The sequence below is a fragment of the Candidatus Bathyarchaeia archaeon genome (assembly GCA_038883335.1).
Taxonomy (GTDB): Archaea; Thermoproteota; Bathyarchaeia; order Hecatellales; family Hecatellaceae; genus JAVZMI01.
In genome coordinates this window covers 1-20534 of sequence record JAVZMI010000003.1, presented here as the reverse complement: position 1 = coordinate 20534, position 20534 = coordinate 1, and the positions used below count along the sequence as shown (strand labels likewise).

The 20534-nt window shown below is 48.3% G+C and carries 19 protein-coding genes, 1 tRNA gene and 2 CRISPR repeat arrays; of the genes, 11 read left to right on the top strand and 9 right to left on the bottom strand.

What is annotated here, in order from left to right; genetic code table 11:
- Nucleotides 1–34: 34 nt before the first annotated feature.
- A complete protein-coding gene (locus tag QXJ75_02165) occupies nt 35–847 on the bottom strand; it encodes a UbiA family prenyltransferase (protein ID MEM3736885.1) in 813 nt (270 codons plus the stop codon).
- 238 nt (nt 848–1085) lie between these two features.
- Between QXJ75_02165 and QXJ75_02160 the strand changes: the two genes are divergently transcribed.
- The 8 genes from QXJ75_02160 to QXJ75_02125 all read left to right on the top strand — a co-directional run bounded on the left by QXJ75_02160 (nt 1086) and on the right by QXJ75_02125 (nt 8344).
- A complete protein-coding gene (locus tag QXJ75_02160; GenBank protein ID MEM3736884.1) occupies nt 1086–2261 on the top strand; it encodes an NAD(P)/FAD-dependent oxidoreductase in 1176 nt (391 codons plus the stop codon).
- 11 nt (nt 2262–2272) lie between these two features.
- Complete coding sequence (locus tag QXJ75_02155) at nt 2273–3034, top strand: geranylgeranylglyceryl/heptaprenylglyceryl phosphate synthase (GenBank protein ID MEM3736883.1); 762 nt, start codon at nt 2273–2275, stop codon at nt 3032–3034.
- Between the two features lie 15 nt (nt 3035–3049).
- Nucleotides 3050–4096 (top strand): NAD(P)-dependent glycerol-1-phosphate dehydrogenase, encoded by a 1047-nt coding sequence (locus QXJ75_02150; GenBank protein MEM3736882.1) that lies wholly within the window; start codon nt 3050–3052, stop codon nt 4094–4096.
- Between the two features lie 181 nt (nt 4097–4277).
- Nucleotides 4278–5945, top strand: a complete 1668-nt coding sequence (locus tag QXJ75_02145) for a hydroxymethylglutaryl-CoA synthase (protein MEM3736881.1) — start codon at nt 4278–4280, stop codon at nt 5943–5945.
- Nucleotides 5946–6044: 99 nt separating this feature from the next.
- The gene (locus QXJ75_02140; protein ID MEM3736880.1) at nt 6045–7094 is read left to right on the top strand and encodes a polyprenyl synthetase family protein; all 1050 of its coding nucleotides are present in this window, start codon (nt 6045–6047) and stop codon (nt 7092–7094) included.
- Between the two features lie 47 nt (nt 7095–7141).
- Nucleotides 7142–7219, top strand: a tRNA-Gly gene (locus tag QXJ75_02135).
- Between the two features lie 49 nt (nt 7220–7268).
- On the top strand, nt 7269–7766 hold the full coding sequence (locus tag QXJ75_02130; protein ID MEM3736879.1) for a hypothetical protein: 498 nt from the start codon (nt 7269–7271) through the stop codon (nt 7764–7766).
- Nucleotides 7767–7876: 110 nt separating this feature from the next.
- A complete protein-coding gene (locus tag QXJ75_02125) occupies nt 7877–8344 on the top strand; it encodes a tyrosine-type recombinase/integrase (protein ID MEM3736878.1) in 468 nt (155 codons plus the stop codon).
- Between the two features lie 75 nt (nt 8345–8419).
- On the opposite strand, the gene QXJ75_02120 is transcribed toward QXJ75_02125, so the two are convergent.
- Nucleotides 8420–8560, bottom strand: coding sequence for a hypothetical protein (locus QXJ75_02120; protein MEM3736877.1), 141 nt, complete (start codon nt 8558–8560; stop codon nt 8420–8422).
- A gap of 365 nt (nt 8561–8925) precedes the next feature.
- Here QXJ75_02120 and QXJ75_02115 point away from each other — a divergent pair, with 365 nt between their 5' ends.
- Complete coding sequence (locus QXJ75_02115) at nt 8926–9273, top strand: hypothetical protein (protein MEM3736876.1); 348 nt, start codon at nt 8926–8928, stop codon at nt 9271–9273.
- Nucleotides 9274–9428: 155 nt separating this feature from the next.
- Nucleotides 9429–10769: a CRISPR direct-repeat array (repeat unit 37 nt; unit sequence GTTTCTGTCTTCTCATCCTCATTGGAGTCATTGAAAC).
- Between the two features lie 285 nt (nt 10770–11054).
- Here QXJ75_02115 and QXJ75_02110 read toward each other — a convergent pair.
- From QXJ75_02110 to QXJ75_02090, 5 genes are all read right to left on the bottom strand, one after another.
- Nucleotides 11055–12200, bottom strand: a complete 1146-nt coding sequence (locus tag QXJ75_02110) for an RAMP superfamily CRISPR-associated protein (protein MEM3736875.1) — start codon at nt 12198–12200, stop codon at nt 11055–11057.
- A gap of 9 nt (nt 12201–12209) precedes the next feature.
- The gene (csx7, locus tag QXJ75_02105; GenBank protein ID MEM3736874.1) at nt 12210–12920 is read right to left on the bottom strand and encodes a CRISPR-associated RAMP protein Csx7; all 711 of its coding nucleotides are present in this window, start codon (nt 12918–12920) and stop codon (nt 12210–12212) included.
- A gap of 5 nt (nt 12921–12925) precedes the next feature.
- Nucleotides 12926–13450: a hypothetical protein gene (locus QXJ75_02100; GenBank protein ID MEM3736873.1), complete on the bottom strand. Its 525-nt coding sequence runs from the start codon at nt 13448–13450 to the stop codon at nt 12926–12928.
- The gene (gene cas10 / locus QXJ75_02095; protein ID MEM3736872.1) at nt 13447–15336 is read right to left on the bottom strand and encodes a type III-B CRISPR-associated protein Cas10/Cmr2; all 1890 of its coding nucleotides are present in this window, start codon (nt 15334–15336) and stop codon (nt 13447–13449) included. The genes QXJ75_02100 and cas10 overlap by 4 nt, the downstream gene beginning before the upstream one ends.
- A gap of 222 nt (nt 15337–15558) precedes the next feature.
- A complete protein-coding gene (locus QXJ75_02090) occupies nt 15559–15690 on the bottom strand; it encodes a hypothetical protein (protein MEM3736871.1) in 132 nt (43 codons plus the stop codon).
- Nucleotides 15691–16241: 551 nt separating this feature from the next.
- Here QXJ75_02090 and QXJ75_02085 point away from each other — a divergent pair.
- Both QXJ75_02085 and QXJ75_02080 read left to right on the top strand, forming a co-directional pair.
- A complete protein-coding gene (locus QXJ75_02085; GenBank protein ID MEM3736870.1) occupies nt 16242–16394 on the top strand; it encodes a CxxC-x17-CxxC domain-containing protein in 153 nt (50 codons plus the stop codon).
- 244 nt (nt 16395–16638) lie between these two features.
- Nucleotides 16639–16899 carry a GIY-YIG nuclease family protein gene (locus tag QXJ75_02080; GenBank protein MEM3736869.1) on the top strand — a complete coding sequence of 87 codons (261 nt, stop codon included), beginning with the start codon at nt 16639–16641 and terminating at the stop codon, nt 16897–16899.
- A gap of 180 nt (nt 16900–17079) precedes the next feature.
- Here the strand turns inward: QXJ75_02080 and QXJ75_02075 are convergent, their stop codons facing one another.
- The gene (locus QXJ75_02075; GenBank protein MEM3736868.1) at nt 17080–18186 is read right to left on the bottom strand and encodes a site-2 protease family protein; all 1107 of its coding nucleotides are present in this window, start codon (nt 18184–18186) and stop codon (nt 17080–17082) included.
- A 158-nt stretch (nt 18187–18344) separates the two neighbouring features.
- Nucleotides 18345–18947, bottom strand: coding sequence for a superoxide dismutase (locus QXJ75_02070; protein ID MEM3736867.1), 603 nt, complete (start codon nt 18945–18947; stop codon nt 18345–18347).
- Between the two features lie 177 nt (nt 18948–19124).
- A CRISPR array of direct repeats spans nt 19125–20532; the repeat unit is 37 nt; unit sequence GATGCAGAACGAAAATCCCAACAAAGGGAATTGAAAG.
- Nucleotides 20533–20534: the final 2 nt, after the last annotated feature.

The following is a 20534-nucleotide window of genomic DNA, read 5'->3' as shown; positions in this document are numbered from 1 at the left end:
GCCCCGGTTTTTAAACAGTGATGAAATCTGTACCCTAAATCTTTATGGGGCTAGTTGTCCCTCCTGCTAGGAATGCTACAAGTCCTAGGAGCATCCAGAGTAGAGACATCTTCTTGGTTCGCTTCGCATTCTCTCTGCTCGGTCTCCTCGCAATGGATATAGCGGAGTAAAGGAAACCCGCATCGGCAGCTAAGACGAATGGTAGGTAAAGAGCTGAAACCATCCCTCCCAACAGAGGGAGGGCGCTCACAGCTACAGCTGCACCGTACAGAGCCGCAGCAACACGTGCAGCGTGTCTACAGCCAGATCTCAACGCCAAAGTTCTCACACACCTCAACTTGTCGCCTTCCACATCCACGATGCCCTTAATTACTTCTCGCCCCGTATTTGAAACGAAGGCGAGGAGTGCGAAGACTGTTAGGAGACTACCTGGAGCCGAGCCCACAATGAATGCTCCGTAGAGGAAAGGCACAGCGACACACCCGCTAACCATAAAGTTTCCAAATAACCCAAGCTTCTTGCCCTCCATGCTATAGTATGAGGACAACGTGAGAGATAGTCCTGCGACTAGGAGGCTTAACAGGTTCAAGAGTGCAGCAGTAGTCAATCCAACCCCAGCTAAGATGGCCATATAACTTAATGCCTCCTTCGGCTTGACTATGCCTTGTGGAACGGGTCTTCCCGGCTCGTTGAGAGCATCCACCTCGCGGTCGTAGTAGTCGTTCATAGCCATGGATGAGGATGTAAGGCAGAAGGCTGTCATGAACCCCAGCAAGCTCGGCAAAAGGGGAGGCTGCCCGTGCAACGTTATAGTTGCGCCGACGATCACAGCGAGACCCATCATCATACCATTCACAGGTCGAAGCAGTCGGACTACCCCTAAAAACTTCTGGCATTGTCTGAAATTTTGCTTGACGCAAGTTTCTTTCATGGGTAGTCACGTAGTTGGCAGAAATTATAGGGTCTCCGCCTTAAAACATTACAACCCGCTAGTAATAGGTTAATGTGGATTCAGTCAGGTTTTTATCCAACAAGCTGCGATGCATTAATAACATTGATAGCGGAACACTTTACAAGTGGTAAAGTTGGAAACGTATGATATTGTGGTGATTGGGGCAGGTCCAGCCGGTCTCATGGCGGCTAGGAAAGCTGCGGAGCAAGGCGCTAAAACTCTCCTCCTCGAGAAGAATCGAACATTGGGTGTTAAGGTTTGTGGAGAAGCTCTTTCTAAGCAGGGTTTAGCCGAAGCCGAGATTCCACCCTCGCCCAAGTTCATCTGCACAGAGGTGAGCGGGATCAATGTGTATGCACCTAACGAGGAATGGCGGGTAGAGATTCATCCAAAGGAGTTGGGGTTCGAGGAGGGTTACATATTAGAGAAGCCGATCTTTCTGAGGGAGATGGCTAAGGCGGCTGTGGCTGCTGGCGCAGAGATTCAAGTCGGCTGTGAGGCTACCACTCTCACCATGTGCGGCGATGCAGGCGTTGAGATTCAAGCAACCAGTGTAGGTGGAGGACTGCATGTCAAGGCCAGATACCTCATAGGGTGCGACGGAATAAACTCCATAGTGGCGAAAAACTTCTTCGACAGGAAAGGCTATGAAGTAATCTCTTGCATACAGTATAAAATGGTAAACTGTGTGATCTCTGACATTAACACTATAAGTGTCTATGTCGGCAGTAAGGTTGCTCCAGGAGGCTACATCTGGGTCTTCCCGAAGGGGGACGGGGTTGCTAACGTGGGAATCGGAACGAGAGGGCATCAAGCGAAACCCTATCTTGATAAGTTTATAGCCAGCCATCCAGACCTCTTCAGGAGAGCAGAAATAATTGAGTTCCTTGGCGCCCCTGTCCCGATAAGCGGACAGATAAAGAATCTTGTTAATGGGCACGTTATGATTTGTGGCGACGCAGCGGGGCAGGTTATACCATTGACGGGCGGTGGTATTCACACCTCTATCGCCGCTGGAAAAGTCGCTGGGGAAGTAGCGGGTCGCGCCTCCACAGTTGGAGGTATAGACCCATACGAATATCAGAGAATCTATAATGACTATTGGGGTGATCGTATATACAAAAGTCTTCTGGCTCTACGTGTTGTGGAGAGGCTCAGTGATGAGGACCTCAACCAGTTGGCTGCGCTCCTGGATGGGAAGGACATAGTTGATCTGGCTAACGGTTTGAATATAGAGAGAGTTGGTAGGAAACTGATGGGGCATCCTGCCTTCGCGAGGAGGCTAGCCGACGCCCTCATAGGCGAATAGAGGGCGGGCATATGGGGCCTACGGAAGAATATCTTCTTAAACGCATTAAAGAAGAGGGGGCAATCCACCTCGTATTGATAGACCCAGAGCGATTCAGCCCTAAAACCTATACTAAAATATGCCATGAGAGCGAGAGAGCAGGTTCAGCAGCAATCTTAATCGGCGGCTCTACAATCTCCGCCCCCCATGAGGTAGACCTTGCCACCAAGGCGATTAAACGCTCAGTGAAGATACCCGTGATACTCTTCCCAGGGAACATCAGCGGGATAAGCCGATATGCTGACGCAATATTCTTCATGTCGCTCCTAAACTCTACCAACCCCTACTTCATAGTCGGCGCCCAAGCACTGGGAGCACCGCTAGTGAAAAAGTACAAGCTTGAGGCGATACCTCTAGGCTACATAATTATGGGTTCTGGTGGTGCGGCTGGGGTAGTGGGCTACGCTCGCCCAATACCTTACAACCGGCCAGAAATCGCCGCGATGCACGCTCTCGCCGCTCAATACTTTGGAATGCGCCTAATCTACTTGGAAGCAGGCTCTGGGGCTACTGAACCTATACCACCGGAAGCCATCTCACACATCAAAAATGTTATAGATGTGCCCTTAATTGTGGGGGGAGGAATAAGGACTGGAGCTGACGCAAAAATGGCAGTTGAAGCTGGAGCTGACATCATAGTAACAGGAACCATCGTGGAGCAGACACCACTTGTGAGGGAGAGCCTCCAAGAAATCATAGAGGGGATTAGAAGTGTCCATCCCAAAGGCCGGTGATAGACTACGGCAAACATTCACTCAATGGAACTACCCCGAAGGGTAATAGTCGGCCGCGGCGTCATCGGAATCGTTGGGAAGACTTGTGAAAGTCTAGGGCTCTCTGGGGTTGCCCTCGTCCTGACTGGTCCTGAAACATATGAGCTAGCCGCTAGGGCAGTTATAGACTCGTTGGAGGATGCAGGTTTCGACACCGAATATCTCAAGATTGGAGAGCCTAGGTTGGAAGTTCTTGAGCAAGCTGAAGCCAAGGTTGAGAATTTGAAGCCTACCGCAGTCTTAGGTGTAGGTGGTGGTAGAGTTATCGATGCTGCAAAAATTGTTGCAGGTAAGAGGGCTATTCCTTACTTGAGCGTCCCCACCGCAGCATCCCATGATGGTATCGCCAGCCCGCAGGCGTCTATCAAATGTTTAGGGAAACCTTTCAGCGTCAGGCTAACAGCTCCCTTAGCCATCCTTGCCGACATCGAAGTAATATCAAGGTCTCCCTACAGGTTGACTGCCAGCGGGTGCGGAGACATAATCTCAAAGTTTACAGCCGTCCGTGACTGGTGGCTGGCTCACCACCTAAGAAACGAGTATTATGGAGATTATGCCGCAAACCTGGCGTTGATGAGCGCCAGAATTGCCTCTCGGAGGTCTGACACTATACGCGCAGGCTCTGATGAGGGAATCGGCATAGTTGTCGAGGCATTGATCAGTTGCGGAGTGGCTATGAGTATCGCTGGTAGCTCGCGACCATGCAGTGGGTCTGAACATCTCTTCAGCCACGCCTTGGATAGGGTAGCTCCAAAACCGGCTCTACATGGAGAACAGTGCGGTGTCGGAACAATAATGATGGCATACCTCCATAGGATAAACTGGAAGAGGATACGAGATGTCTTGAAGAGAATTGGGGCCCCCACCACCGCGAATGAGCTGGGAGTTGAGCCTGACCATGTTGTAGAGGCATTAACCTTGGCACATACTATAAGGCCGGAGCGTTACACTATCTTGGGAGAAAGAGGTCTGAGCCGAGAGACAGCTCTCAAACTTGCGCGAAGTACGGGTGTAATCGGCTAGTAGGGCTGTGGACCTAGTGCCGAAACAAGGTGTGACTGGGCTGTAGTAATTTTTAGGTGCCCAGCCGCCGTTTTAAGAGTAAACAATTACAAACCTAATCGATGCTTTTTTAAAGACCAACCATACTTAAATGGCTCTACACCAGTCTCTTCTTCAAGGCTGGTAATTGGGGGGAGTAACTTTGGGAGATAACGGTCGGGGAGCCTGTATCCTCGGCTGGGGAGGATACATCCCTCTAAGAAGGTTTGACATAACAGAGCTAGTTCGAAGAAGAGAGAAGGATAAGATAGACTACTACCGGCATGGTTTATGGGCGGAGGAGAAAGCAATCCCCGGGCTTGATGAGGACACAATAACGATCGGGTGGGAAGCCGCAAGGAACGCCGTCAGGAGGGCTGAGATAGATGGCAGAAAGATCGAAGCATCATTCTTCGGAAGGGAATCTGGGCCCTACGCGGTAGGGTCTTCAGGTCTCCAAGTGGCGGCTTTCTTTGAGTCATGTGAGCACCTAAAACATGTCGCCGACCTTGAGCTGGCTTGCAACTCGGGGATGGAGGCCGTGAATATATGCAGGAGTTATGTTGAGAGCGGGGAGATCAATTGCGGTCTAGCCGTCGGGGCTGACATCTCCGGTGGAGCGGAGGGAGATCCTTTAGAGATACTTGTAGGCTGCGGTAGCGGCTCCTTCGTCATTGGTAAGAATGGCAGCAAAAGAGATGTTGCGGCTCTAATTGTGGATGTGGTGGGTAACGCGGGGCTGGAGCAGGACTTCTGGAGGCGTGAAGGACAACCTAACCCTGCTCATTTCGGGGAAACCACGAAGAGGGCATATATGCACCGCGTACTCACTTCCACCCGTAAAATGTTGGAGAAACATGGGATTACACTGAACCATTTTAGGTGGATAACTTGCCACTCACCCTACGCGAAGCTCGTTGAGCAGACTTTTAGGCCAGTCTCCGTCATCCAGACGTTCCTTCACCCAAACGAGATAACCGAGGAGCTTCGGAAGGAGATGAAAGAGAATCCTGAGGTTGTTGTTAAGAGAGCTGAGGAGTTTAGCTACCTGAATAAATACTACAAGAAGTTCGTCTTGAACTCATTGAAGATACTCACCCTTAGCGAAGCTGAGAGGAAGGAGAAGATCCACCCAACACTTCTCTCGAGATGGGTTGGGAACTCTTATGCTGGGAATACACCCCTCAACCTTGCACATGTTTTAGACATGGCTGAACCTGGGCAAGACATCTTAGCTATCTCATACGGTTCTTGGGCGGCAAGCTTAGCCACTTGGGTTAGGACGCTGCCTGGGCTCGATAAGAAGAAGGGACTAGCGCCAAGCGTAAAGAGTCTCCTAGAGAGGAGGAAAATGTTGAACTGGAAAGACTATTACCTGATCAAGATACGTCGCATAAGAGAGTATCTGCGTATGAATAGACCCCCCAAGAGAGTCATAGGAGAGATACAGCCCCTCGAAGGCAAGAAGATAAAGATACAGATCTGCCACGGGTGCAAACGAGTCTACTTCCCAGCCAAAGACTTATGCATAGACGAGAAATGTCCCGGCTTCAATGACACAGCAATACTAGAGACAAAAATGTATCCGTCGAGGGCCATCCTCAAGTCATTCAAGAAGCGGTGCAGAGTCAAGACTTATAAGATATATGCGGAGAGTAAGGCTATCATCACAGACACATATCCGCCCTATTTGGTTGAGGGTGTCGAGTTAGAAGCCATCGTCAGGAAGATCGATGAAGAGGGGGATGAAGGTCAGGTGCGCTACGGTATAGTCTATAGGGCGGTAATGGGTGCGCCTGCAGCTTCAACAAACATAAAAGCCGGCGTTTAAGATAAACTAACATCCTACTCCTCTATACCAGGCTTTCTATGTTTTTATAGAAGTTCGCCGAAACTCTCCCGTGGGGTTAGGATACAGGGGAAGGAACTGTTGAGGATAGATGCAGGCTTAGGCCGATCCAGTTCAGCCGACACACCTGAAACCCAAACCGACATATTGGAAGAGATGAAACTTGTTTCTAATAGAGTAAACTCAGTTCTGGATAAAGTGCTGAGTCGAGGTAGCCCTGAGGTCTTGTATATGGCTTCGAGGCACCTCATCAAAGCTGGAGGAAAAATGCTTAGACCATACCTTACCTTCAAAAGTTGTGAGTTGCTGGGTGGGGATGTCGAAGCTGTGCTTCCTTCAGCTGCGGCTGTGGAATTACTGCATACTTTTACCTTAATTCACGACGACATAATCGACCACGATGAGGTCAGGCGTGGTGTTCCGACGGTTCACTCACTATGGGGCATCCCGCTCGCCATAGTCGCGGGAGATCTACTCTTCGCCAAGGTTGGCGACACTATCACCGGGCACACCAACCATACCCGTGTCTCGCCTCAACAGATCTTAAGGGTTCTAGCCACCTTGAACAATGCCACAGTCAACATATGCGAGGGGCAAGTTCTAGATATGATCTTTCCAAGTATAGAGGGAGTTTCTGAGGATGATTATGTAACGATGATTGGAAAGAAAACATCATACCTCTTCAAGGCGGCAGCTGAGATTGGCGGCATCATTGGCGGTGGGTCTGAGGAGGAGATAGCTAGCCTAGGCAGATTTGCCTATGCGGCAGGGTTGGCGTTCCAGATCACTGATGATGTGCTAGGTTTAACCTCCACCCTACAAGAGCTTGGCAAGCCTGTGGGAAGTGACTTGAAAGGAGGTAAGAAGATTCTGCCCCTCATCTACGCCATCAGCCACTTGACTGCGGAGGAGCGAGCTAAAATTCAAGGTTTACTGAGTGGCTCACCTAGGCCTGAAGAGATAATCTGGGTCAGGAACCTGATTGACTCCACCGGCGCTATCCAATATGCCTCCACCAAAGCTAGAGAATATCTCGCTAAAGCACTTAGCGAGTTGGAGATGTTCACAGAGAACGCGGCCAAAAGGGCTTTGGTTAAGTTCTCTCACTTCCTTGTCGAGAGGAGATTTTGAGAATAACGTAAAAAGCTTTAATTCTGAGTGTGAAAATTTAGCGGAGGGCGGCCATGGTCCAGCCTGGTCTAAGACGGAGGCCCCCCAAGCCTCTAACCCGGGTTCAAATCCCGGTGGCCGCACCAACCTTCAGGCTCGATTCCATCGCTCTTTTTTATTATGGGTGCCAAGCATATGAGCCGGCTGGGGATCTACCCACATGACCAAGCCTTTAACAGCGCCTTAAAGCGTCTCCAGTCGGCGGCGGACATCTGCCAGGAGAATAAGGCTGAGATTATGGGGCTGGTTGAGCACCTGCTGTCCAGAGGAGTCAGCAAGCCCAGAGCAACCAAATACATCAACCACCTCACCGTGCTGGCTAGGATGGTTGGGGTGCCCTTCAAGCAGCTTGGGAGGGCGGGTGTGGAAAGGCTGGTGAGCCGGGGGAACTCTGGAGGTTATACGGAGCATACGAAGCACGACTATAAGATAATCCTCAAAAAGTTCTACCAGTGGCTGAGGGGCTGCGACGAGGAGGAGTACGAGTATCCGGAGGAGGTCAAGTGGATAAGGGCTACGCTTAGGAGGAGGCGGCTGCTGCCTGAGGCGTTGCTCACGGCGGAGGGGTTGAGGGGGCTGGTGGAGGCTGCTGAGAACCCGCGGGATAGAGCCCTTATTCTCACACATTACTAGTCGGGTTGCAGGATAGGTGAGACCCTATCACTTCTCGTACTCAATGTGTGGTTCGACCAGTATGGGGCTGTGCTCATCGTGGACGGTAAGACTGGCCCAGAAGGGTTAGGGTGATAGCGGCTGTGCCCGCGTTGGCGTCGTGGCTCAGCATCCACACCCTGAGAGGAGACCCGAATGCGCCTTTATGGGTTGGTTTAGGCTCTGTGGGCAGGTATGAGCCTTTGAGCTATAGTGGGATTAGGGCTCTGCTCCGCAGGCTCGCTAGGAGGGCTGGTCTGAATAAGCGAGTGTACTCGCACCTTTTGAGGCATACGAGGGCGACTGGGCTGGCAGCCATGCTCACGGAGGCTCAGATGAAGGAGCTGCTGGGCTGGGTTCATGGCTCAGATATGCCCTCAGTCTATGTTCGCCTCTCAGGGAGGGACGTTGATGGTGCGCTGCTGAGGGCTCATGGAATAGTAAAGGGTCAAGAGGATAGAGTGAAGGCAGCACTCGTATCGACTGTGTGTCCGCGGTGTAGGCAGGGGGCGGTCCTGAGGCGCAGTTCTGCTCAGCCTGCAGCATGGTCTTGGATGTGAGCGTGGCGGTGAGGCTGGAGGAGGATAGAGCCAGAGCGGATAGGATAATTGACTTGCTGATGGGGGATGTGGAGGTTAGAAGGTTTCTTGCGCGGAAGGTTTCCGAGCTTTCTTCCTCCTCTCAGCCTCCTCCCACATCCGAAGTAGCTCCCTAGCCCAGTAGGGTAGAAGCCGTCGAGCCTCCTCTACTCCCACTTCAGATGGCTGATGAGACACCAACTGCCACCTCCGCGGTCAAGTGGGAAGACAAAATGAAGATCATTTGAACTAGTGGTTTCGACTTCTGCTGCAACCAAAAAATTGGCATGGCTCTCCTCGACTTGGCTGGTTTAGTTATTAAATTTTGTTTATTGCATGCGTAATAGTTCAGATTTAATTTTTTGAAGGCATTGCAACATGTACGGCAAACAGGGCTAACAGAATTGTTGTGAGAATACCTATAAGGCTCGAAATGGGTTATCGAATCCTCCAATCTCCGTAATTTGGAGTTGTGAATATGAGAGAAAAAGATACAAGTCTCCTACTTTCAGAAATGAAAGATTTTTTTTACGCGATGTTTAAGTAAACTCGAAAAGTTAGAAGTGAAACTAAAAGATTTTGAGGATGACACTTTCGGTGAACAAACAACAGAGAACGAGATATACATTAGTAAACGCCTAAACCAGAGGCATACGAAGCTCACGTTGGTTCACGAGTTTTTGCACACGTTGGGTTTGGATCATGACAATTTTGGTCGAAGCATAGGGTTTTACTCGAACCACGAATGTGCGGATGTTGTTAGTGAGGCTTTTGCGTCGGTGATTTTTGGTGAACGGTTAAGGTGGTTCCCATATAAAGATATGGCTGTGAATGTGAAATATGCCGAGAAGATGATTGGCAAATTGAAGGGTGAAATAGAGAAGCTGGAAGGGTCGTTGAATAAGAAATGAGGGTTGTGAGAATACTTGGCTCGAAACGCCGTTGAACTATGGCTTCCGTATCTTTTCTTTTTATTAACGGGTAAGCTATGAGATCGGTTTTACTATTGACATGGGGTCTCTCCTCGCGGTCAGCGACATTTCGAGATGCTGCTCACAGCTTCAAGGTTTCTGTCTTCTCATCCTCATTGGAGTCATTGAAACTTTCAAAGTGCGGGGCGCCGATACGGAGGAGATATTTCGCGTTTCTGTCTTCTCATCCTCATTGGAGTCATTGAAACGAAAGAAAAAAAAAATGGAAATAATGCTGAAAATAAAAACGTTTCTGTCTTCTCATCCTCATTGGAGTCATTGAAACTTTAGCTCAACGTTCTGCGAACGTTGAGAGGTGGAGTGGTTTCTGTCTTCTCATCCTCATTGGAGTCATTGAAACTTGTCTCCTTTTAGCCTCTGAACCAGACGAACGCTATTGCGAGTTTCTGTCTTCTCATCCTCATTGGAGTCATTGAAACCTTAGAATTTGGTTGGGTGATGTTGTAATATTTTCTGCGTTTCTGTCTTCTCATCCTCATTGGAGTCATTGAAACGGATGACTATGTGGCCAAGGCGAAACAAATATTAAAGTTTCTGTCTTCTCATCCTCATTGGAGTCATTGAAACTGCCCTGCTGGCGTGGTGCAGTGGGGGCAGTGGATGGATGAGTTTCTGTCTTCTCATCCTCATTGGAGTCATTGAAACCCACCGCAAAAAACACAGGGCGAAGTGCTCTACGCCCAGTTTCTGTCTTCTCATCCTCATTGGAGTCATTGAAACTGTGAAAACGAGCTTTCGCGAAAACTAACCCGCATGGAAGTGTTTCTGTCTTCTCATCCTCATTGGAGTCATTGAAACACACGTGGCCAAGGCGAAAGAAATATTAAACCAAAAATTAAAGTTTCTGTCTTCTCATCCTCATTGGAGTCATTGAAACTGTTAGGCGAATTAAGACTGACGGAGACCGCGTTTTAGCGTTTCTGTCTTCTCATCCTCATTGGAGTCATTGAAACTAAAAACATTATCTTGGAGAAATTTTAAACATGTGCAACATAGTTTCTGTCTTCTCATCCTCATTGGAGTCATTGAAACAACATGGCTTCGCTGGCCCACATGTTCGCCTCGGGACGTTTCTGTCTTCTCATCCTCATTGGAGTCATTGAAACTTATTTTTTGCGATTTGCGGCTGAGCGAAATGTTGCCGGAGTTTCTGTCTTCTCATCCTCATTGGAGTCATTGAAACTCGCGGACCAACACGTATTCAAGGCTAAACAAATATTAAAGTTTCTGTCTTCTCATCCTCATTGGAGTCATTGAAACTTTAACGGCGAATATCTGGCCTGGCTGTCCGACGCCCACAGGTTTCTGTCTTCTCATCCTCATTGGAGTCATTGAAACTTTTAGAAAAGTCTCATCGATTTCGTCTCTAGCCCAATGGGTTTCTGTCTTCTCATCCTCATTGGAGTCATTGAAACCAGAGTATCTTTTAGGTTTAATCCGGGTTTCTAGCCCCATTTTAGGGTTTATCTAGACACAGCCTCCGATTGTCTGCTTGTCGCATCAAGCTTTATAAAGAAAATCGAAGCCCACCATAATCTAACCCATATGGTGCCATGCCTCTAGCTTGGCGCTTTTACACGGCTATATGAAGATCCGAAATCCACTTAGCGCATAGATCGCCGATCTGCATGTCCGATGGATCACTACTGGACCCGTTGCACAGCCCCTTAAACACCCCCTAACAGTTTGTAATTATTATATCAACCTATCTTTATCTGGCCACATCCATGGGGCTTATAGGCTCCTACAGCATTCACCTCTAGGGCCGCAAGACCCAGAGCGAGCTTCTCATCTCGGCTATCAGACTGGAACCTTAAGGTTGACCCAGCAGCCAGCATTGGCTCAACTCGACGACGTCTCTCATCCCTAAGAGACCACCCACTAAAGGTGCCATAAACCAGCTGCTGCTCAGCTATTGTGACTTCAGGTAGACTTGGCTTTCCATCCTTGAAACATCGGGTATAAGCCCTTCGAGCATTCTCCAATAGCGCCGAGGCATCAATAGTGCTCTCACCTTCCCGCAGAACCATCGGAGAGACAAGCCAGACTGTGAAGTCAGCTGGATCTATCTCCCTCGCTCGCCGACGTATATCCTCTGAAGTGACCTCTGTAATCGTCAGATTCTCCACGGTGACTTTTCCCAGACCGCTAGATTTCTCGCCCCCCACCCCCTCGTCAGTCAGCCCCCTCGCCAAGAGGCTCTTTATCTTCTCAAGATACTCTCGACACTCCTCAAAGAGAATCACTTCCAACCGGAACTCGGCACCTCGATCAATGACCTCCAGTGTCCTAAGCGTACCTTTCTCCTCCCTACCACCCACAGTAGCCGCAGAGAAGCGGCCCCGATCGATGGCAGTTGATATAATCCTTGTAACAGGTGTAGGATGTGGCTCCATCTCACCACAGCCGGAGCAAACATAACCCGTGTAAGGCTTTACCTTCTTCCCACACTTCACGCACTCAAGAGGCGGCTTGAAAGTGTCATAGGTCATGCCACATTGTCGGTTTTCACATCTGAAAACTGTCCTCTTAGCTGGTAGGTAGACACCACCACACTTGATATGGAGAGGGTAGGCATAGCGGAAGAGGATGTTTGCAGATTTGCTGAAGTCATCACCATATAAGTAAGTATAGAGGCAGTCGTCGAGATACTTGCACTTCTCATGGTTTACCAAGGGTTCATCTAGTTTACATGCAACTTTGAGGAGAGAGATACCGAAGGCACCTCTAAGGAAGGAGCCAGGTATATATGGGGTAGTATGCTTTATCACCCCCGCCCTCTTCCCCGAGCCGATATGGAGGGGCGTCTTAGCTACCAATGTTCCACAAACTCGATAGCAGATCACTGAACCCAACTACCTCTTCTCCTTCAGCCAGCGTTCCAGATCTGCTCCTTCAAGAACATCCTCCTCTTCCTCGCCTAAGTAGTATTTGGCAGTCCGGGTATAGACTTTGTCAAAGTTCAGTCTAACCTTGCCGAACCCTCGTGTGGAAGAGCCGCCTAAGGCTGAGTCCTCCATCGACTTCATAGCTGCCAACAGTAGCTTCAGCTCCTCATCGGTTAGATTCTCGGCCACTATCTCAAGATTGAAAGTCGATCCTGCGGGAACCGCCTCGATAGAGTATAGAGCACTTCGAGCTACGCTACCTTTCTCTCTGTCTATAGCCGTCCCTGTCCGTGTCAGGAATTTTTCTATCTTCTTGGTAGGGTATGCATCTCTAAACTTTACCTTGCTTGCTACTGAGACTTCCCCCGCGGTGCCGAATATCCTACAGGCGATACAGAAATCTTTAGGTTCTTTTTTTAGTGTGCCACACATATTCTTGACATCAGGCGGATTACAGACCTCTTTCCCCTCTTTCCGAGCTATCTTCTCGGCCTCGGCCCTAATGCGGCCTTTGAGAGATGAACCGGGAATGTAGGGCTGCCCTTCCGTATCCACCAAGATCGGCATATCAGCGGCGCCTATATCAACCTCAGGCTTCCCTGAACCTATATGCAGAGGTGTCAAAGTCTCTATCACCCCACTGAAAATGGTTCTCTTCTCGAGCTTCTCAAAAACCATATTTCTCACCTCCTTTCAACTTGGGTTCTAATCCATATCTTGACAGGTATATTCCGTATTTCAGTGATATTCTGCTTTATCCTAGCGCTCAACTCTTCCGCGAGTTGTCGCGGGTTTCCACGGAAGTCGCGGAGCATCACAAACACTTCAGGGGTGTCTCGCTCCATCCGAATCTCAACACCTATGTACCCATACTGTTGAGTGGTACGTTTTATTGTCTCCCCAATTATTGGTTCAAGGGCTTTCCATCTTTTCAACCTATAATAGTCATAGAGCATGTTTGCATACTGCAGTATAGTGACTACCTGCATCTTCTCGTATCTGCCGATAAGCTGTAGCATCTTTTCTCCAAACTCTAGGTAGCCCGATATCCGCGGTATCTGATACTGGACATAGGCTTCTAGCATAGGCTTGTCACGGGTTCTCGCCGTATCATAGAGGGTTCGTAACTGCTTAGCCCCAATGTTACAACTCACAGCTAGCTTAGCCAGATCCTCCCCCTCACGCTTCAAACCCACTTCTCCGCTCAAACCTCTTCACCTCCTCGGAAAGCATTATAGACCTGAAATGCATCATGAAACAGGCCGGACTTGATATAAGCTAGAAGCCGCTCCCCTTCATGCCACTCGATCTGTCCACGACCCATAAAGTATTTAGTTACAGTTTGTGCATTCTCGCGGTTCCTCTTACAGGCGGCAGCTATAAGTCTGACTTGGCTTGATGTAAGTTTACACCTTCTCAGATAATCCACAACTCTGAGAAGCTTACCGATTTCGACCCAAGAATACGCCCGGCACTTCTCCAGCTCAGCTTCGAGAACCCCTGCTTCAGTGATAAAGTGGAAGGCTATAGATGCCTTGCCAGCAACTTGCTTGGCCTTTCTGAGGAGTATAGTTGCCGACTCGAGGGCAACATATATTGGAAGCCTGTAGTGGAAGATCGCGACACCTGCAGATAGAGTTGCTTCACCCCCCAACGCCTCTTCGAACTTCGACGCAATAGCTCTAGCCGCATGGAGACTTTTCATACCAGGTGTTACTGCAAGTATATCATCTCCGCCTGCAAATATGGCCTCGCCGCCAAGGGAGTTAATCTCCTTAACAAGAGTTATCTCGCAAGTCTGGTGGAGGAGACCGCTTATCGTCGATAGCCTCGACGGCGTCATAGCCTTACGGTATAGCTTCACTCTCCTCCCGCTCAAAACCTCGCCCAGACCATCGCCGTCAGCCTTTATCACAGCGACAAAATTCCTTCCATCCTTCATGTCGTCTAAGCTCACTCCCTTACCCGTCATTCGTTTCTCCCAGCACAAGGAGCATAGGGCTTCAGGTCTCGGCGACGCATCTATAGGTATCACCTTCTTATCATCAAAGTGCTCGGCTGGCATCTTTCTACATACATCGCATAAGGGAATATTCTCCTCGATAACTGGAGGAATAGGCATAGCCCTCTCTCCCTTTTCAGCTCTGAGGTTATTCACGGCCTCCTCCCACACACTTCCGAAATACTGCTTAATTTTGCCCCCATCTGTCTCTGTTGAGCAGACCGTCATCGTGAGCATGCCTCTTGTTGACGTCTCGAACCTGTTTTTCACTTCTCGGAGGACCCTCTGACTTTCGTTGGGGGGCGAGATCACTAGGAGGCTACCGCCACCGTGGAATAGAAGGCACTCTGGGCCTAAGATCTCCTTGACTGTTTTGGCGGCCTCCTCCGTGGCTTCTTTGACTTTGCGGCTACCCGCCTCAAGGTCGGGTAGGCGTGACGATGCGTTAATGTAATCTGAGACCCTGTCTGCGTCTGCTGAGATCAGGACAAATTTATACTTCGAAGGTTCGTCTCCCTGGTACCCTCCGCTCTTCCATGCGCAGTTGGCTATAGCCGCCGTCAATTTAAGGTGATCCCACAGTGAGGCATCGTTCACAGGGCTTCTGGTGTCGGCTGGAATCTCCCTTAATAGTGACTTGGAAAGGAAATCGTAAAGAGAGTCATAGAGTTTATCTGTTGGAAGGCAACCTTTGAATCTCTGTTTGAACTGCTCTTGGAAGAGGTAAAGGTCCCGTGCTGTGGTTTCCTTAACGATCTTGCTACCGTCTGATAGAATATGGGTCAATCTTACTGGGAGTGAAGGTCTCCCTCCGGCGCCCATCGTCTCCTCAGGCCTATCTGCTCCGGAGGCAATGTTGTCCGCGAGGCAGATAATTCTCTCAATATCCGTCTTAGGGCGATCTTCAAGATTATATGAGGAGCCACTGTGGTGTCTCATCGCGATAGAGGCAACCTCAGCGCCGACCGTCTCGTTGAGGAGTTTCTCCGTGTAGTAGATGTGGTGTGACCATGGTTTCTGGTTTGCCCAGCATTCGGGTTTGCCGATGTCGTGAAGGAGGGCTGCTAGCCTAACTTGCAAGATCTCTTGCACTTCTCGGCCCTCTGATACTTATCCTAGAGGTTAGCGTTATAACTGTTACCCCCGTAGGGTCTCTCCTTGTACTAGGCTTCTCGATCTAACATTGTCATACTTGTAGGCAACCTGTACTGCCCTCGATGTTATGGACTAGGGGGTGTCGTCATTGAAAATTTTGAATTTTTGGCATGAATAGATAATAAGGATCCTCTCTTACCTCAACTCCTCCCCTAGCTTTTAGATTTTCCCTTTTAACGTTTTGTCACAGACTTTATCCCTTAGCCCCTCCGTATAGGCGGCCGTTAAGGGGGGGTCAGCCCTCCAACGTTTGGCGGTTATATATTTCCGTATACGCAGGTAGACTGCCAAGGGGGCTTAAAAGTAGCTTATACTATCGTTTCTAAGGTAGCCCTTTAACTATAAAAAATGAAGTTTTGGCCTCTGTTCTCATTATTCCAGTTTAATCGAACTTTAGCGTACCTCGGCCCGCCATGATCAGAGCTTCAAGTTACCGATCGAGGGCGGTATCCCACGGTTCCATAAATCGCCGCATCTGTTGCCAGCTCAACAATTACTTTAAAATATGAAGATGCTGCAAATAATAGATGAGGTTAAGTGAAATGCTTCAAACCTCTAAAGGTGCAGGAAATAGTGGAGAATCAAACCTGAAGCCCAAATCCCGGTGGCCGCGCCATTCTGAGCTAATTACGTGGGACCTTTTTTTGAGGTGGCGAGGAGAGGCATACCTCGTTTATTTGGGACTCAATTTTGCAGTTCGATAGTTAAATTAGCTCAGCCTAGTTATTGTTCTCGGCTATGCTAGTTTTTTAAGGCTTTGTAGGGGCTGTGGGTCTGGTGAACAGTTTAAATACTACCAGTGGGACCATTAGTAGTTATAAACCAATGGAAGGGTGAAAGGAATGGTTTATGGAGAACGCAGGTTCGGTGGAGAAAGGACTATGCATAATGCTACATGTTCAGACTGTGGCAAAGAAACCCAAGTCCCATTCAAGCCCACCGAAGGAAGACCTGTGTACTGTAGGGAATGCTACCAGAAGCATCGAAAATATTGAATCACACCGTTATCCTCGATTATGAATAGCGATTAATGGTGTATTCAACAATCAGTAATTTTTTGAAACTTTTTTTCTCGTCACTCGGCTCTCTACGTGCAAATAGCCATCGCGTGGTTCGTCTCTTTTTTATTCTTACAGAATATTGCTGCGATGGCAACTGCGTGCTTCAGCTGAGTGTAACGTGGGCAAAGTTTGGAATCTAGTAGCTGTGCTTATATGTGTGATGAGTTAAATTACTCGGGTGAGGAAGGAGGTCTTCAACGTATACATTCTTCGATGTTCAACTGGAGAACTTTATGTTGGATGCACAGGTAACCTTGAGAAGAGAGTTGAAGAACATAATAGAGGTAGAGGCTCGAGGTTCACGAGATCTAGAATACCAGTAAAGCTTGTTTACAGTGAAGAGTGCAGAAGCAGAAAGGAAGCTGTGTGTAAAGAACGTCAGCTGAAAAGGAAGACTAGGAGAGAGAAATTAGAGTTAATCGGTATGGTTTACGCCTAGTTACGGCAGATGAGAGCTGTCTTCAATTTGTGAAGATTTGGTCGCTCAACTCTGCGCCAGTAGGTTACATAAATTAGCCATAGGTAGTCTCTTCACCCCCTAGGTGTAACTGCGGCTGGATGAATGCTGCTGAGGGTGGATAACTAAGTTATTCGCCTAGTTTGCGTCTGCTCTACATTTTCACCAGAAGATCACTGCGCTTAGAACTAGGATTATATAGGCTAAGACGCCCAGCATTTTTCTACTGGTTGAGAGGGGAGAGACGTCGTCTAGTAGTTCTATGCTCCTCCTCGAGCCCATAAAAAATAAGATGAGGAGGGCGAAGAACCAGAAACCTGTTGCCACCGCTATTGCCAGCCCAATGAGGGAGGCGTAGCGGTGTCCTCTCTCGCCGAACATGGCTCGGGCGATGTGGCCGCCATCCAGCTGCCATGCTGGTAGGAGGTTGAGAAAGGTTACGACGAAACCTATCCATCCAGCTATGCCTATTGGTGGGATTACAGCGACATAGCCAGGAGATGCGTTGACGCCTATTAGGTGGTTGAGGATGATTAAGCCAAGCGAGGACGGTAACTCGAACACCTCAACGCCTTGAGTTTCAAGCTGGCTTACCAAAGTTTGGTCTACAAATCTCACACCTAAGAGGGCTATTGAGGAAACTATGAGGGCTATTATGAAGCCTGTTACTGGGCCGCTGAATCCTATGTCGAAGAGTTGGTCGCGGTTTGCTGGCGGATCCTTTTGCATGATAAGAGCTCCGAAGGTCCCGAAGCCCATTGGGTAAGGGGGGCCTGGGATGAAGTAGGGTGATGTGGCTCTTAATCCTCTTTTTGCCACTGTTAACTTGTGGCCCATCTCGTGGAGTCCCACTATGCCTAATAAGGCTATGGTGAAGTAGAGGGAGTGGAGGATGATGTTCTCGCCGAAGATCTCAGACCAAAGATGTGAGTTGAAGTAGCCGCTTAAAGAGACGGTGCATACGGAGGCTAGGAATAGGATTAGGGGTATGTTTCTTCCTCTCTCAGGTCTCTCGGTGGGCTTGTGGAGAACTTGGATTACTAGCCCTCCATATCTACGGCGTAGAAGTGGGAGCAGGTTGTATGGGTTCAGTTTCTGAACGAGCCTTATGAAGGTTTCCTTTGAAGGGCCTCTGGTTTTGACGCTAAATATAGGTATGTCAAATTCGAGCATGAAGCCCTCGACATGGAACTCTGAGTCTATGATCTCGTAAAGTTCTCTGAATGTGAGGGGTTGCGGTGTTGCATAAGGATTGTTATCGTTTGCCATTTAGTATACTATCCGTCCATTAGAACTTGGTTTTCTGTAAGGTCTCCCTAGGTTAGGGCTTAGAATGTCTAAGTCCCAGATTTAAACCCTTTGGCTTCTCTGTGTTGCTCGTGCCTAATCTTTAAGTGAGCTGCTGTCTAAAGTCATCTGATCTCTGTCTATTCTAGTCTTCTATTTGCCTCTTCCCAGTTTGCTATGTTCCAGAATGCCTCCACAAATTTTGCCCTGTCGTTCTTATAGTCGATGTAGTACGCATGTTCGAATACGTCGATGATCATGAGGATTTTGAATGTTGGGTATATGTTGGTGTTATGTTTCTCCACCTGCATGATCACTGGCCTACCGGTTTGTGTACATATGGCCAATGCAGCCCAGCCAGAGCCTTCAACGCTTATAGCTGCCTGAGTGAACTCTCTCTTGAACCTCTCGAAGCTGACGAACTCTTTTTCTAGGAGAGTGCCTAGAGTGCCTCCAGGTTTCCCGCTGCCCTCACTAGCTCGTTTAAGGTTTTTCCAGAATAGTGAGTGAAGGAGGTGCCCTCCGATATTGAACGAGAGTTCCTTCAATGCAGACTTCACATCTATCTCGGTGTTCTCTCTCCTCGCCCTTTCAAGTCGCTCGAGTATCGCGTTTGCGCCTTTGACATATGCTTGATGGTGTTTCTCGTGATGGATTCTTAACTGTTCTTCCGAGATGTAGGGTTCCAGATCTCCGTAGCCGTAGGGTAGTTGTGGCAGAATATAATATTTTGTAGGTTCCATGTTAATCACAGTAAAATATTGACAACACTTACACTTATCTTTACTTCTTAAGGCTGAGTATCTGTTTTTTTCGATTATCTTTATAAGGGGGTTTGCGGTTACATAATAATCGGTTGTACCTTTCGCGGCTGCCCTTATATAGGGCTCTCTGGGCGAGATAAGCCGCGTTTGGGTTTGGATGCAGAACGAAAATCCCAACAAAGGGAATTGAAAGACAAGATTGCTAGCAACAGCTAACAATCCTGACTTTATGATGCAGAACGAAAATCCCAACAAAGGGAATTGAAAGTCCAAAGATTTAATCAAAACAGGAATTAAGCTGACAGGCGATGCAGAACGAAAATCCCAACAAAGGGAATTGAAAGGACGCCCACATATTAGTTTCAGGACTGATTACAAACCTGGATGCAGAACGAAAATCCCAACAAAGGGAATTGAAAGGGGGCGAACCATATATGTCAGCGCCCCGTTTGCCACAGAGATGCAGAACGAAAATCCCAACAAAGGGAATTGAAAGTGAGCCTAGAACTGCCGCCGCAGAAAAGTCAGGGGGAGATGCAGAACGAAAATCCCAACAAAGGGAATTGAAAGACAAATTCGCCTAAAATTTCCTGCCGCCACTCCATCTGATGCAGAACGAAAATCCCAACAAAGGGAATTGAAAGCTTATAGCATTGTTGAACATGTTTTCGCTGGCCCATATAGATGCAGAACGAAAATCCCAACAAAGGGAATTGAAAGTATCGGTGTTCCTTCTCGTGCGGGCGAATATGTGCGTTTCGATGCAGAACGAAAATCCCAACAAAGGGAATTGAAAGACAACAAGATTCTCCCTCAGAAGACGGTCGAAAAGCGATGCAGAACGAAAATCCCAACAAAGGGAATTGAAAGCAAAAATCGCGGAACTTTTTGAAAAGGCAGGCATGGAGGATGCAGAACGAAAATCCCAACAAAGGGAATTGAAAGTATATAACTTCTGGCTTCATCCAAATCCATTTTTATCTCCGATGCAGAACGAAAATCCCAACAAAGGGAATTGAAAGCGACCGTTTAAGCGAAGAGGTTCAAACGTACATTGCGAAAGATGCAGAACGAAAATCCCAACAAAGGGAATTGAAAGCTCGTTTTCAGTCACCTTTTGTTTTGTGCGGTAATAAATAGGATGCAGAACGAAAATCCCAACAAAGGGAATTGAAAGACGAGGAGCGGGCAACTATGTATTTCGCGGATGTTAAAATGATGCAGAACGAAAATCCCAACAAAGGGAATTGAAAGAGCTCTTTGCCAGTAATAACCCCGTCTAGATAAGCATTTTTGATGCAGAACGAAAATCCCAACAAAGGGAATTGAAAGAAAGTTGTTTTCTCTGAGCCGAAAGGCACAACATATAAGAGATGCAGAACGAAAATCCCAACAAAGGGAATTGAAAGCCGACGGAACAATATTAACCATCGTGTCGAACAGTATAGTTGCGATGCAGAACGAAAATCCCAACAAAGGGAATTGAAAGTATTGTTTCCGTCGGTTTGAAATATTGCTCAAGATCAGGATGCAGAACGAAAATCCCAACAAAGGGAATTGAAAGCT